The 15,136-nt window shown below is 44.8% G+C and carries 10 protein-coding genes and 2 pseudogenes; 9 read left to right on the top strand and 3 right to left on the bottom strand.

The genetic code is table 11. The annotated features are described in order from the left end of the window. Positions 1–328 precede the first annotated feature (328 nt). The 5 genes and pseudogenes from HH215_RS05640 (at position 329) to HH215_RS05620 (ending at position 2,994) form a co-directional block, all read left to right on the top strand. On the top strand, positions 329–763 hold the full coding sequence (locus tag HH215_RS05640) for a DUF6326 family protein (protein WP_169279008.1): 435 nt from the start codon (positions 329–331) through the stop codon (positions 761–763). 111 nt (positions 764–874) lie between these two features. Next, positions 875–1,060 (top strand): annotated as a pseudogene (locus HH215_RS05635) (transposase); the annotation flags it as partial. 467 nt (positions 1,061–1,527) lie between these two features. Beyond that, a complete protein-coding gene (locus HH215_RS05630) occupies positions 1,528–1,992 on the top strand; it encodes a GNAT family N-acetyltransferase (RefSeq protein ID WP_169279007.1) in 465 nt (154 codons plus the stop codon). Positions 1,993–2,126: 134 nt separating this feature from the next. After that, positions 2,127–2,492, top strand: coding sequence for a sigma factor-like helix-turn-helix DNA-binding protein (locus HH215_RS05625; protein ID WP_254450380.1), 366 nt, complete (start codon positions 2,127–2,129; stop codon positions 2,490–2,492). A 76-nt stretch (positions 2,493–2,568) separates the two neighbouring features. Beyond that, entirely contained in the window at positions 2,569–2,994 is a 426-nt protein-coding gene (locus tag HH215_RS05620; protein ID WP_169279006.1) for an SRPBCC family protein, read from the top strand. A gap of 83 nt (positions 2,995–3,077) precedes the next feature. Here the strand turns inward: HH215_RS05620 and HH215_RS36800 are convergent. Beyond that, positions 3,078–3,185, bottom strand: a pseudogene (locus tag HH215_RS36800) (glyoxalase/bleomycin resistance/extradiol dioxygenase family protein); the annotation flags it as partial. Positions 3,186–4,344: 1,159 nt separating this feature from the next. Here HH215_RS36800 and HH215_RS05610 point away from each other — a divergent pair. The 3 genes from HH215_RS05610 (at position 4,345) to HH215_RS05600 (ending at position 13,112) form a co-directional block, all read left to right on the top strand. Continuing rightward, entirely contained in the window at positions 4,345–6,651 is a 2,307-nt protein-coding gene (locus HH215_RS05610; RefSeq protein ID WP_169279005.1) for a right-handed parallel beta-helix repeat-containing protein, read from the top strand. A gap of 596 nt (positions 6,652–7,247) precedes the next feature. Then, the gene (locus HH215_RS05605) at positions 7,248–9,779 is read left to right on the top strand and encodes a winged helix-turn-helix domain-containing protein (protein ID WP_169279004.1); all 2,532 of its coding nucleotides are present in this window, start codon (positions 7,248–7,250) and stop codon (positions 9,777–9,779) included. Positions 9,780–9,905: 126 nt separating this feature from the next. Beyond that, positions 9,906–13,112, top strand: coding sequence for an InlB B-repeat-containing protein (locus tag HH215_RS05600; RefSeq protein WP_310735554.1), 3,207 nt, complete (start codon positions 9,906–9,908; stop codon positions 13,110–13,112). A 448-nt stretch (positions 13,113–13,560) separates the two neighbouring features. On the opposite strand, the gene HH215_RS05595 is transcribed toward HH215_RS05600, so the two are convergent. Beyond that, entirely contained in the window at positions 13,561–13,857 is a 297-nt protein-coding gene (locus HH215_RS05595) for an HAD hydrolase family protein (protein WP_169279002.1), read from the bottom strand. A 226-nt stretch (positions 13,858–14,083) separates the two neighbouring features. Between HH215_RS05595 and HH215_RS36285 the strand changes: the two genes are divergently transcribed. Then, the gene (locus HH215_RS36285) at positions 14,084–14,404 is read left to right on the top strand and encodes a cyclic nucleotide-binding domain-containing protein (protein ID WP_254450378.1); all 321 of its coding nucleotides are present in this window, start codon (positions 14,084–14,086) and stop codon (positions 14,402–14,404) included. 196 nt (positions 14,405–14,600) lie between these two features. Here HH215_RS36285 and HH215_RS05585 read toward each other — a convergent pair whose 3' ends face one another. Then, positions 14,601–15,080, bottom strand: a complete 480-nt coding sequence (locus HH215_RS05585) for a DUF6530 family protein (RefSeq protein WP_169279001.1) — start codon at positions 15,078–15,080, stop codon at positions 14,601–14,603. Between the last annotated feature and the right edge of the window lie 56 nt (positions 15,081–15,136).

The following is a 15,136-nucleotide window of genomic DNA, read 5'->3' as shown; positions in this document are numbered from 1 at the left end:
TCGACATGGCCAAAGAAACTCATATGGAAATATTATAATTTTTTTCATCAGATTTTCCGACAAGAGAGCACCAGGAATCCAAATCGATGTGAGTTTAGCCACCATGCCAGACAGGGGTGGTTTTTTCAATTTGAAATATTTTACTTATTTTTTTAAGAACCATACTTTAGTAGGTAGTGAGGCCTTACACAATTCGTTATGTTGAATCTATGTTCAGTGGAAGGAGAGTCAATGAAAGCAATTATACAAGAAATATATGGACCAGCTAGTGTGTTAACTATTTACTTGAATAGGGATTACAACTTTTAATTTATGAATGGAGATTAATATGAATACACAAAATAAAGCACAAAATGCACTGGAAGACATCAAAGTCAGTTCGAAACTGAAGATTGCTACGCTGTGGGCGAGTTTTATGTTTCTCTATATTTATGTTGATTATTTCGCCTTATATATGCCGGGCAAAATAGAAGGTATTCTGGCAGGAAAAATATTTATATTTGACATTTCTTATGTCTTTCTATTGATAGCACTGATTTCGGTAACAATTCCAGCTCTTATGATTTTCCTTTCTGTTGCCCTGCCGGCAAAATTAAGTCGCTGGGCAAATATCATTATTGCAGCGGTGTATATTCCCTATACATTGTTTAATTTGACAGGAGAGGCTTGGGTGCACATGGTGTTTGGCGCTGTTGTAGAAGTCGCTCTTCTTTGTCTAATAATCTGGTATGCATGGAAATGGCCTTCTTCGTTGGCCAAATAGATAGAAACAATAATAGCTGGACTAAGGGGCCACTGAAAAAGTTCAAAAGTACGAAAATATGCAGACTGTCGAGATTGTTTCGGCAGTCTTTTTTAATTTTTCAAATGTTTAATGCGGCCTTACACGGCGCTATACGACCTCATCGTGCCTAAGGATAACATGCTGCGGAAGATCAACGAACTGGAGGACTTCTCCTTCGTCTACGACGAACTGAAAGCAAACTACTGCTTGGATAACGGCCGCAATGCCATCGACCCTCTGCGGATGTTTAAATATTTGCTCCTTAAGCTATTTTGGTGAATTGCATCCGCCTACGCTGCATGCGATTGACGCACCAAGGCGCAAGATTCAGAAAATTGGTGATGCTGCTCAAATGACAATCTTGCCTTGCAGCATTTCGGATTTGCGTAATATTCTTACGTCCGACGCAAAGAATGATGCCATGAGAACTTGACGATAGGCGGGTAGAGAGATACCATAATAGTGGAATATATCCTTTATCTAGGAATTGTGGTTTGTGGTGAACAACAATTTCTCCATTAAGGTCGGATGTCCTCTTTCTATTTATCCTTTCGACGAAGCTTCTAAAATCCTGTCTTTAACTTAGTTTTGTCGACAGCGAGATTTTTGCAACACTCAAGCAATGTAGTCACTTCTCGAATACGAAGCAAGAGTAAAAGTAAAGTTCAGAGGTTTTCAATAGAATTGAACTAACGGAGAACAAGAAGTAAAGAAGTACTATCCACGAGAGAAGGGAATGCTTTTTGCTGCAGAGATACTTTAGATCAGACCAAGAACAATTGGAAGAGTTCATGAAAATTATGTATGATTCCAGAGGATATGTCTTTGATCCTGACGGGTCGCACTCAGATATTAGAAGTATTGAACTTCTATATTTTGAAACAGGGGGTGGATTCTGGTTATTAAAGGAAGGACATAGCGTTATTGGGACTATTGGGTTAAAGGGTATTGATTCTGAAAACAGAATCGGGGAAATAAAAAGGTTCTTCGTCTTACCTGAATATCAAGATAAGGGTTACGGCAAAAACATGATGAGCCAAATAATAGAATTTGCAAGACAATGTGGATTAATAAAGCTGAGGTTGGACACTGAGAAACAATCATATAAAGCGATGTCTGTATTTCGAAGTTTTGGCTTTTATGAGATACCAAAATACAATGATAATGATACTGCTGAAATATTTATGGAATTATCCATTGTGTCATAACGAATTTGAATTATTAACACGATCGTGCTAAATTTTTATCCATGAGTACTAAATCCTGCTTATTTATTCGGATTGAGGCTGTCCGCTTCATTGCATATTTGCAAGCTTGAAGCCGGGCTTCCTCCAACCTGATCATGGACAAGCTGAGACAATCCAAACGCCGCGCGCTTCCCGTTGACCTGTTCGATCCGGCCGTCTCCCGACTTTGGGGCAATCCGGAGGATCGGCTCGTCCGCAGAGATACCCTTCGACTGTGCTTCATCGCACTCCTGCAGACCTTGCCTCCGCGGCAGCGTGCGGTACTCATTTTGAAGGATGTATTTGAATGGTCCTCCAAGCAGATCACGGAAACGCTGGCAATGTCGCCGGCAGCGGTGAACAACGCCTTGCAAAGAGCTCGAGAGACGATGGACCGGGCGCAACTTCGCTCGCACGTTCAAAACTTCATTCATACGCCATTATTTTCGCGATTTGGGCTGCCTGAGCGAATTGACCGATGAATTTCATCATTGGCTTACGTCTATATCATTGAGAATAACCAAACGACGAATATCTTGAGAGAGGTGTCTATTTAAAATGGAAACGAGTCAACCGACGAAAGTAACCGTGCAAGCCGTCATTCAAGCCCCTGTCGAGAAGGTATGGCGCTATTGGACCGAACCGGATCACATCACGAAGTGGAATCAAGCATCCGAGGACTGGCATGCGCCGAGAGCCGAAAACGATCTGCGGGTCGGCGGCAAGTTTCTGACACGGATGGAAGCGAAGGATGGCAGCATGGGCTTTGATTTTGGCGGTGTCTACGATGTCGTGAATCGGCATGAGGCGATCGGCTACACCATGGAAGACGGAAGAAGAGTGGATATTACTTTCGTTGATCAAGGGAATGAGACGAAGGTCATTGAAACGTTCGATGCAGAAAGCTCCAATCCCGTCGAGTTCCAGCAAGCAGGCTGGCAAGCCATCATGGACAATTTCAAAGCCTATACCGAACAAAACTAATCATCGCGAAGAAGACGCCGGGGAAGATGCCCGGCGTCTTTCTTTTTGAACCCTAGCTAGTACGAGCGTGCTCTCCGTTAGCCTTAACCTTGTGCCGCATCCATGTTCATGTAGTTAATGGCCCACAGATGGCCGTCCAAGTCCACGAAGCCCCAATGATACATGAACCCATGATCTTCAGGACTATGATGATCGACATAGAGGTACCGATAATCTTGAAAAGAAAGTATTTAATGAAATCTATGATAGTACAAAGTTGATGTATAATGCAGTAAGCTCACATTTACTGAAAACGGTTCTTAGGGAGCACAAGTCTTGCATAAAAAGATTATTTAATTTTGATGTAGATGCAGAACCATTATGTCCGTATGCCTATGCCTATGTTCACTGGAGAAAACATCCACGTTTTACGTGAATGGGAGAGATTAAATGATTATTCAAATGGACGAGAGGAGGTACCTGTTAAGTTTAGGTGTCTCACAGCAACAAAATGGATAGTTAATCATGTTTGTACCTTTTGGTTATGAACCATTTTAATAATTGGTTGAAGTTTGCTGGAGAAGAAAGAAATCTTAATAAAGAACGCGTATATTTTTATCACATGTTGCCAACTCAATTCAAATATAGAGATGTACCTTACTACCTAATTCAAGTTCCGAATAAAAGCACATCCAACAATTCAATCGTGATGCATTGGTGGATTGAAAATGATCTAAGCAACTAAAATATCCATGTCCGTTTAATACGGTCAAAAAACGTCGTCACAGACATACCAATAGTAAAGCCGATAACGGACAATTCTGATCTCAGGAGAGTCGTTCTTTATCCTAAAGGTTTCGAACGGCTTCTCCTATGGCTGTTAATTCTGAGACTTGGACTAGGAACTATTTTGATCGTACAAAAGAACATGAACGAGTGAAATACAAAGCTTCGGACAAACATTAGTTCAAATGAACAGCGACAGTCTAGGACTTTATTTTCTTGTACTTTGCTGTCGCTGTTTCAACTTTTAGGGTCAGTCTAAAACTTATTTTATTGAGACTGACGGTATAACAAATCAAAAAGCGCATAGGACAATGGTGTCTAGTCTAATACTTTATTTTCTGGTGACACGAGTAACGCAACATGGTTCATAGGTGAAACCATTGCTACCTTTCACTCTCGTAATCTATATAGCAATGAGTTTTGATGATACTGCTCGTCGATAGACGAAGACTGGTCATGTAACTTGTGACCAGCCTTTTTTATACGTTAAGGGTGTACTTGTGGAATTATGGAACCGGATAAGACAAGCCGTCATAACCTGTGGATACGAGCGGTCATGAACGCTCGATTAAAGCATGGGGGTGTATGATGACAACTCAAGCGAAAAGCGTATCGTATCAAATCGATCTCGCCGAGTTCGGAATCTACAATGACGGGACGCAGGCGGAGGCAACGACGGCTGGCATTAACGCAGCGATTACGTGGGCGGTCTCGGAAGGCTACAATCATGTACTACTACCGGCGGGTCATTACAAAGTGAAGATGAGCTGGACGAATTTGTCGGCGATTGTAATGCCGAGTAACCTTCATTTTGAAATGGCCAAAGATTGTGTCATTGAAATGGAAGGCAACTCTTCTCCGAACTATAATGTTTTTCAACTTAGGGGAGTGCAGGACTGCCAAATCTCCGGAGGGAAGGTTATCGGGGATAAAACAACGCACATTTACGACCTATTGATTGGTTTCGAGCGAGGTGGCGTGAATGCGGATGGTTCCTTAAATAGCGACCCGAATTGGATTCGCAGCCAAGTGCTCGACCGATTCGAGCATCCGGGGTTGTTAGCCTCCTTCCGGTTATGGAATACGGCGGGATTGGCAGTATCGGGCTATTCTTTCTATCAATACAAAGATACGATATCAAGCGCGACTTTCGTCGGGTCTCGTAATAACGGGCAATTCGCACCGGGCTCGCCTACGGGTCGAGGTTGGTTTCTGAATCCCGACATGACCGCTAACAACAAAATGATCTACGCAATTAACATCACGGGTCTTGGACTAACTGATCCGGAGATTGCCGCTCTGAGTTTGAAGGTGGATAACTCCTACTTCACGCATGAAGGTGGCTACGGGTTCGGTTTATTTGGCGCGAATGGGGTAGAAATCTCCGGCGTGGAAATATCCAATTGCACAGGCGACGGGATTATGACAGGCTGGCTGCAGCATCATAACAATCCGGCGGACTACATCCAAGAAGAGATGGGTTCGCGTATTATCATTAGCGAATGCGACATTCACCATTGCCGGAGACAAGGCATTTCGTTGTGCGGCTCGAACGATGTTCGGGTACAAAACAATTCGATCCATCATATCGGATTTGCCGACGATGGCGTGACGAGTGATTTTCGTAACGGAGTAGCGCCGATGTTCGGCATTGACGTTGAATCGATGGTCGGAGAGACGAACATCCCTTACAAGACGCCGGACCAACCGATCGGTTTAGAGCTGAATTATCGCCTTTATATCGATAATAACCATATTTACTCCAATAACCGCGGTCATTTCGTCAATTGCGACGGTTATCATATTACGCTGGAGAACAATATTTTCGAAGGGTACAATGTCGGGGGCATCAGCTCTTACTCCAATCACCGCTACGTAAGCTTCCTGAACAATACTTTTATCGGGTGTCAACTTTCCGTACAAGGGGATAACTTTGTGAATGGCGGAGTGTTTCACAATGCCAACCTGAGAATGGCGGATGTGCGCGGAGCGGTTGTTCAGAACATTCAAATGATAGACAGTAACTTCTATGGGACGAGCATATACGGATATTTCGGAACTCCGTCTGTAAATGTGGCAACGGGTACCTTCACCTATACAACTGCCCATGAAATGGGAAATGGCGCCCAAATTTGCTTTGAACAATGGGTGGGCAGAGTACCGGCGGGAATTAGCGTTGACAAGCTGTATTACACGGTTAATATTACGGCTAATAGCTTCCAAGTGTCGGAGACGAAGGGCGGAGCAGCTGTCGTCATTACGGATGCGGGCGAGGCAGGGTTCAATATTAGCAGATACAATTACGGACGATGTTATATTTCCAATGTGTCCATTGAACGGGACTGGCGTTCCGATAATGCGTTAACCCCTCAGTTCAGCATTACGATGACTGGTGCTGTTATCCGTAACATCACGGTGAAAAACTACGATGTAAGCGTGATGGTGCCCCAGAACTATGTTGGGCGTCCGAACACGGTTGAAGGGTTGACCTTAATTGAAGGCACGGCTCGCTTCGAAGGCACCGAGATTTCCAACAGCCAATTCATGCGGGCGAAGAGCACGGCGCTAGGTGCGATAGACGTCATACTAGGTGCTAATATGAGTCAATTTACACGCAGAGTACTTGCACAGGGCTGTCGTTTCCATCGGCTTGGCGTCGTGCTGGACGGCAATTCGCTCGTGACGGACTGTCAGTTCGTGAAGTCTGCTATCGGTAAGGCGAATAACAGCAATAAGGCGATCGTCGCCAACAGTTATATTGAGAACACGAATGTGAATGGCCACTGGCTTACGCAGGCGGATTCGCTGACGCTTGCTAATAACGTGTTCAACAATGTCGTTGTGCAAGGGACGAGCCCTAATGTAAAGCTGGTTGGGAACAGTGTTTTGTAGAACACACATGAGCGGATCTATCGCCTTATAAGACAAACCACCAACCTTCCCAAGAGCCATTGGGATACGGTTGATGGTTTTTTTTCGTACGATTGCCACCTTTTCATTAGAAGCTGATTCCTTGGAACGCAGGCGATCATAAACTGGGTTCCCTTGAGAGAGGCGATAAAATCGAGTCGTGGCTTTATACAATGGCCAAGCGCAAGTCGATCGATTTTGTTTGAACATCATCTTGTTTCGAATTTTAATAACAGGTACTCACCGATTTTGCCTGGCAATGAGTGGCCTCGGCCACTTTCCAGCAGTCGAGATCGATTCGTCCCCACAAAGATAAGCCAGAATAGCAACTGAAAGACAGCGAGCGCTGAGAGGCCAAAAGACTTGCGAATGCCAGCCGCCAGAAGCAGTTTTCCGACTTTCGAAGATGTAAAAACAGACGAAAACCGAGGCTGGTCAGACAGGGAACGATGGTGTACCATAGATTTCTAGAGAAAGAAAAAACACGATTTATCCCTACAGCCACAGGGGATTCAAGCTAATTTCGCGTTGCTAAAGCTGAGTTATTAATTTAGAGCTTTTTTTGGGAGGAATAAACTGTGATTGTAAGTACAAAATTTCAGATCCCCCATATACGAAATACTCTTGTTTCCCGTCCGAAGCTGATACGCAAGCTTAACGAGGGGATGAAAACCAAGCTGATGCTTGTTTCCGCGCAGGCTGGTTATGGAAAGACAACAGCTTTATGTGAATGGGTGAAACAATGCAGCGCGCTTGTTGCGTGGGTCTCTTTAGATAAGCATGACAATGAGTGGATTTCATTTTGGAGTTGCGTAACGGCCTCCATTCAGGAGAGAATCCCTAGCTTTGGCCAAACGATTGGGTGTCTTCTTGAGAAAGGACCTTCGGAACCTCCAGCGTCTATGATTATGGAACTTTTGAATGAATTGAATCATATAACCGGTGAACTGGTAATCATACTCGACGATTATCATGTCATTGAACTCCCCGATATTCACCAATCATTGAGCTACCTACTGGAACATTTACCTCCGCATATTCATCTTTATATCGCTAGCCGTACCGATTTGCCGATTCCTACTACCAGACTTCTGGCGAAGGGTGAAATGCATGATATCCAAATGCATGATTTGCGCTTTGAACTGGATGAGGGGTTTGTATTTTTTCGAGATACGACGGATTTATCGCTAACGAAAGGGCAAGTAACCGAGCTGTTCCATCAAACTGAGGGTTGGGTCAGCGGATTGCAGCTGGCGGCAATCTCTCTGAAACGCAGTACTAATATAAAGCAGTCCATCCGGCAATTTACGGGTCAACAGCATCATATATCCGATTACTTGTTGGAAGAAGTGTTCCTGCATCAGTCGGAAACAATGCGTTCCTTTTTATTGGAAACGTCCATTTTGAGTAGAATGAACCATTCTTTATGCCAAGCAGTAACGGGTCAAATGAACAGTCAAGAGCAATTGGAGAGACTGGAGCAGCTAAATTTATTCATTATACCTTTAGACGAGGGACGGAATTGGTATCGATACCACCATTTACTTTCCGATTTCTTGCGACAGTTAGGGTCCAGAACGGATTCGGACAAATGGATTCAAGTGCACATCCGCGCGGCGAATTGGTTGGAAAAACATGGGCTCGATGAAGAGGCGGTGGAGCATTATTTAGAAGGCCAACAGTTTGCGGATGTTATTCGGTTGATCGAGAAAAATCCCCCTGCCTTGATGCAATCGAAGAGTGCTGCGTTGATGAGGTGGGTAACTGTTTTACCTGAAAGCTCCTTTGCGGAGAAGCCAATGATTGAAATGTTTTATATAGCCGTAATGATGCTAGGAGGTAAGTGGGAAGCCGCTTTTCAGAGAATGGAGCAAACCAAAGTCCGGTTTGAAGCACTGCAAGGGAAATTATCCGATGTAGATTGGAATAAGGTTATGGGTAATATCTATTTCTATTGTGGTATGGCCTCTTATATCCAAAATGACTTTGTGCGAGCATCGGATTATTTGGCCCTTACAGAACGATATATGCCGGAAGGAAGCTACTTTCAGGTGATGGGGGTAAACCGGTATGAAGGGTACAGTAAGAATTATGATCAATTAACTTTAATCAAAGATCTGTATGCGGCGGAAGACTTCATTTTGAAATGGATTAAAGTATGGGAGCATAAAAAGGATTATCCTTTTATCGGATATTTTTATTTGGCATATATCCATTTGCTGTATGAGTGGAATCGGTTGGAGGAGGCGGAATTTTACTTCAGTCAGTCATTGGGGCGCATAGACCATCAGCCTCTTGCACGAATTATGATCCAATTGGGCATCGCTGCATCGCGGATTGAGCAAGCCAAGGGAAATCCAAAGCGAGCGTCCGAACTATTGGTGCAATTGAAGTCGAAAATTGATTCACCCGATCATGCTTTATTTATTGTGAAAATCGAAACGGAACAAGCTTATCTATCTTTGCTTCAAGGCTCGCTCCAAGATGCGCTTGATTGGTTGCAAAGGTGCGGTCTTGCGCACACGGATGAGGTTTCGTTGAATCTTTTGGCAGAGCATCTGATTTTGGCTAGAGTGCTTGCGGCGTGCGAACGAATAGAAGAAGCGCTGTACCTGTTGGAAAGATTATATCTCTTGGTGAGCAAGGGCGGCTGTCTCCGTGATCGCACAAAAGTATTAATTGTGCAAAGCGTGACGCTATGGCATTCGGGTCAAATGGAGGCTGCGCTCATTCAATTGGGCACTGCTTTGGATTTGGCCAAGCCAGATGGATATATTCGTAGTTTTATTGACGAGGGTATTGTAATGGCGGAGATGCTTAACGCTTATTCCAAGGTTCAGCAAGATAGCAATTCTTCTTCGGGTTCCTATGTAAAGCAACTGTTGCGCGCTATGAATGATACACCAGAGGTTGATCAATCACCGAAAGGAATACTGACAGGGCAGGAATATAAAATTTTGCTGCTAATCATAGATAGGTTGATGAACAAGGAAATTGCCGAGAGTCTGAATATTACGGTAGATACCGTGAAATTCCATATTAAAAATATCTACAAAAAGCTTGAAATAAACAATCGTAAACAAGCACTGCTACTTGTAAAGCAATTATAGAGACTTGGTTAAAATCCCTATCCTGTTTTTAAAAAACCTACCCCTGGCGGGTAGGTTTTATTTTGTTTATTTTATTTTATAGTAGAGGAGAATATTCGAATCTAGACAAAGGTGAGTGAAACCATTATGAACAAACGTTGGATTGCTTTATTAATGGCATTAATTATTCTATTTGGGATGATCCCTACTTTTGCTAGTGCTGCTTCTACTGATCATTGGGTTAATCGGAAACCTGATAACCTTGTTACCAGTAATCAGGCCGTCTGCTACGGCAACGGCAAGTTTATGGCGGTGACTGATGAGGGAGCCATCTTAACCTCGAGTGACGGAACAAGTTGGACGACTTACAAACCGGCAACTACATTCAATCTTTCTAGTATCAGTTGCGATAATGGCAAGTTTGTGGTTGTGAGTAGAGCTGGAGATGCATCGTCCTCTAGTGATGGAGTGAACTGGAAAACTGGTTATACCATAGGTACTTATGTACAACTTTGGGGCGTTAGCTACGGCAAAGGCCTGTATGTGGCAGTGGGGAGCAAAATTGTTGTTAATAGAGTAGGAGCCATATACACCTCTACGACTAGTGAGACGCCGGACTTATGGACGGATCGCAATGTAAACACCACGTCAATACTTACGGGCGTCACCTACGGCAACGGAAAGTTTGTGGCGGTGGGGCAATATGGAACGATACTGACCTCCAGTGACGGAGTGAGCTGGTCGAGCCAAAATTCGGGCATTGCGGCAGATCTTAAAGGCGTCAAATACCTAAATGGTAAGTTTGTGTCCTGGGCACGAGACGGAAAAACGATACTGACCTCCGTTGACGGAGTGAGCTGGAGTAAGATCACCACGTCGGGCATTATCTGCGCGGAATGTGAGATGATAAATTCTGGTGTCCTTCTGAGTGTCTCCTACGGAAATGGTACGTATGTGGGGGTGGGACCCGTTAATTCTATCTATACCTCCAGCGACTTAGTGAATTGGACGAAAATCTATGGGGGTAGCGGGTCTCTTAATGGCGTCACTTACGGCAACGGCACGTTTATCGTGGTGGGTAACAGAGGAGACATATTTCAAAATATTGATATGTACAAGATTACTTATAACGGTAATGGCAGTACGGGAGGAACCATGCCAACGGATAGCAATCCGTACGCGCAAAATGCAACGGTAACCGTATTAGGAAACACGGGAAGTTTGGTGAAGACGGGCAACACCTTCGCAGGTTGGAACACGGCAGCCAACGGAACAGGAACACCCTATGTGGCAAATGCAACATTCGGCATGGGAGCGGCGAACGTGACGCTGTACGCGCAGTGGAAGGCCAACCCGACATACACCGTAACGTATAACGGCAATGGCAGTACGGGAGGAACCGTGCCAACGGATAGCAATCCGTACGAGCAAAATGCAACAGTAACCGTATTAGGAAACACGGGAAGCTTGGTGAAGACGGGCAGCACCTTCGCAGGTTGGAACACGGCGGCCAACGGAACAGGAACACCCTATGCGGCAAATGCAACGTTCGGCATGGGAGCGGCGAACGTGACGCTGTACGCGCAGTGGACGGTCAACCCGACATACACCGTAACGTATAACGGCAATGGCAGTACGGGAGGAACCGTGCCAACGGATAGCAATCCGTACGAGCAAAATGCAACGGTAACCGTATTAGGAAACACGGGAAGCTTGGTGAAGACGGGCAACACCTTCGCAGGTTGGAACACGGCGGCCAACGGAAGTGGCACAAGCTATGTGGCGGGCGCTACTTTCACCATGGCAGCGGCGAACGTGACGCTGTACGCGCAGTGGACGGTCAACCCGACATACACCGTAACGTATAACGGCAATGGCAGCACGGGAGGAACCGTGCCAACGGATAGCAATCCGTACGAGCAAAATGCAACGGTAACCGTATTAGGAAACACGGGAAGCTTGGTGAAGACGGGCAGCACCTTCGCAGGTTGGAACACGGCGGCCAACGGAACAGGAACACCCTATGCGGCAAATGCAACGTTCGGCATGGGAGCGGCGAACGTGACGCTGTACGCGCAGTGGACGGTCAACCCGACAAACACCGTAACGTATAACGGAAATGGCAGCACGGGAGGAACCGTGCCAACGGATAGCAATCCGTACGAGCAAAATGCAACGGTAACCGTATTAGGTAACACGGGAAGCTTGGTGAAGACGGGCAACACCTTCGCAGGTTGGAACACGGCGGCTAACGGAAGTGGCACAAGCTATGTGGCTGGCGCTACTTTCACCATGGCAGCGGCGAACGTGACGCTGTACGCGCAGTGGACGGCCAACTCTGGTGGCGGTAGCGGTGGCATCCCAACACCACCAGATGACAGCAAAGTAATCTCAGAGAATGGTGAATTATCGCTTCCCGCAGGCAAAACGGGTGAGGTTAGTTTGGGAAATGCAATCACAATAGATATTCCGGCAAATGCAACGGACAAAGAACTGAAATTAACTATTAAACAACTTACTGGAACTCAAGATCTTCTAACGGATGAAGACGTTCTGGCTAGTCCGATCATCGAGATTCTAAAAAATTTCTCAGAGAACTTCAGTAAACCGGTATCACTGACTTTTAAGTTTGATCCGACAAAATTGAGCGGTAATAAAAGAGTAGTCGTGTTCTATTATGATGAAGTGCAGAAGAAATGGGTAGAAGTTGGCGGAGTTGTTAGGGGTAATCAGATTACCGCAGAAGTTACCCACTTCACAAAATTTGCGGTAATGGTTGTAGGGCAAGCAACAAGTGAGCCAGAACCAACGATTAACTTTAGCGATTTATCCGAACACTGGGCGAAGGCAAGCATCAAGCAAGCGGTAAGCAGCGGAATCGTCACTGGATATCAGGACGGCACGTTTAAGCCGGACAAAACCGTGACTCGTGCGGAATTTGCCGTCATGCTGATGAATGCTTTGAAGACGGAAAGAGCGGGAGCGGCTCTGACGTTCACAGATACAGCGAAGATCGGAAGCTGGGCGCAGAAAGAGGTCGCACAAGCGGTACAAACAGGCATTATTAATGGCTATGAGGACGGTACTTTCCGTCCAGCTGGGGAGATTACACGTGCAGAGATGGCAGCGATGATTGCGCGTGCTTTGGGTAAATATAGCGAAGCGAATGCCACAACTACTAGCTTCGCAGACGACAAGGACATTCCAATGTGGGCAAAAGCTGCGGTTGCTTATGTAAAGCAAGCAAGTATCGTGCAAGGGAAAGGCGACAACCAATTTGCCCCTGGAGACCATGCAACAAGAGCTGAGGCCGTAACTGTTCTGCTGAACATGCTGGCTCAAAAGAGCAAGTAAAGTAAAAGGGTTATCCTTAAAGCGGTTAAATTAACTGCTTTGGGGATAGCCCTTGCCTTATTTCGGCGAGGCATTTAGCATTTACGCCCTGGCAAAATGCGATTTCTTCAACAACCCCGTTTCCGAAAACGGAGCGTGAAACCGCAAGGGAACGCCCCGTTCCTCTATACGGAAGTCGAGGCGACTTAAGTCTTTTAGAAGAGAAAGAGTAAGTTAATAATTATTGTTGCTTCAAAAAAAAAAATTACAATCAAATACCTTGTCATTGGTTCTTATGTGACATATGTATAAAATACGGGTTTTGTGAATAAGACTTAGCAATAAGTAAAAGGTGTGTGTCTGCAATAAACCATTTGATGAATCGATTCTATAAAGCCCAGCTTCCAGCTTTGGTTGGGCTTATATTTTTTCCACCATCAACATCTCCATTATTTTTCTGACGACATGCTTAGTCCGCTTTGAATGTCCGTATTAACTGAATGAAAGCATCTGCTGTCGATCGTTCGAAATCTATAGTCGAGACGATGTTCCCGCCGGTTGCAACGAATGCCCCGTTTCCACCAACCATAGGGTAATGATGCATATGAAGCGGTATGACCGGCAACAAATCGCGAATAGGTCTAGCGGAGGCGAAAATAATTTCAAACCCTTCCTCGGCAAGACGATCTAAAGCGTTTATCATCATTTTAGTTAACGGCTTACCTTTAAAACAAATCGTCCCGTCCAAATCAAATACAATTTTCACTTATTTGCCTCCTTCGTTTTTCTTATCATATCAATTTCTTGTATGATAAAAAGGACAGATGTCCAAAAAGGAGCAAAATACGCATCTATGAAACTCATTGTCGAACAGTTTACATCGCTATTTCTCCATGTTCCACCTTGATCAATTTTTCTCGCGCCCGGAATCGCTTCCTATTCAGATTCGCGCTTACGAGCGAAATGAACGGGTACTAACAGAAGGCGATGAATTGGACGGGCTGTATTTTCAGGTCGAAGGCCGCACGAAGGTATCATCCAGCGTGATTACGGGAAAAACGTTACTTTTGCGTTTTTGTTATCCGTTATCTATTTTTGGCGATATCGAATTCTGGCAAAAAGTCGTTGTGCAATCTCAAGTGGAAGCCGTTCAACCCTCGACGTTCTTATTCATTGACAAGCGCATCGTTGAAACGGAACTCATGAAGGATCCTGTTTTTTTGAATAAACTATTGTTTCATCGCATCAAGAATCAACTTGCTTTCTTCCGTGGAAGAAAGATTGGCGAGTTATTTGTTAACGACACGACTTAAGAACGATTTCGGAAAAGAAATAGCGACCTCGGATTATTACGAGATCGCATCTCTAATCAAAAGTTAAGAAAACATTAGTCGTATTAGATTGGAAGCGATTGGATGAACTCTCGAATGGGCTTCGTTATGAGTAAACATCGCGACTCGTGTTTATAGATAGCGATCCGATGACCGATCGCCGCGGCTAACTTCCTTATTAATAACCCATTTCCTTTAATATTCTGGATAATGTACGCAGTCTTTCACCGATCATCTCGCCATCATCGCTTAGCGCCTGGTTAAACAGCTTAATGTCTTCGCGAATGTGTTCGTTGTCCGTGCACACTTCGACGGTCATCGCATCCCCTTGTAGACCGATCCTGTCGATGACGGGTTTCTCGGGATCGTATAAATTATCGTACCGATAAGCGTCTTGAAAATGTTCAATGGTCCTGCAGATCAGAATGGATAAATCTAGAACGCGATGAAGCGGCAACTCCTCCGATTGTCTGGACCATTTTTCCCCCGTGTATCTCCATACTTTGGCGGATATATCGATCTTCCCTCTGTCGTTCCATTGGGCGAGTCCTAGAGAAATCCCCTTAGCGTCCGTATTTCGTGCGATTCTGCCGTCGATCTGCTCGTAGTTTTCCGACACGATTACGGGTTTATGTTTCAATGTGGTTGGTATTTTCATGTTTATCCCTCTTTTGCATTCACTGATTTACTAAATTACTAAGTTACTGAGCAACA

This window comes from Cohnella herbarum (genome assembly GCF_012849095.1).
GTDB lineage: Bacteria > Bacillota > Bacilli > Paenibacillales > Paenibacillaceae > Cohnella > Cohnella herbarum.
This window is presented reverse-complemented; position numbering and strand designations above follow the sequence as displayed.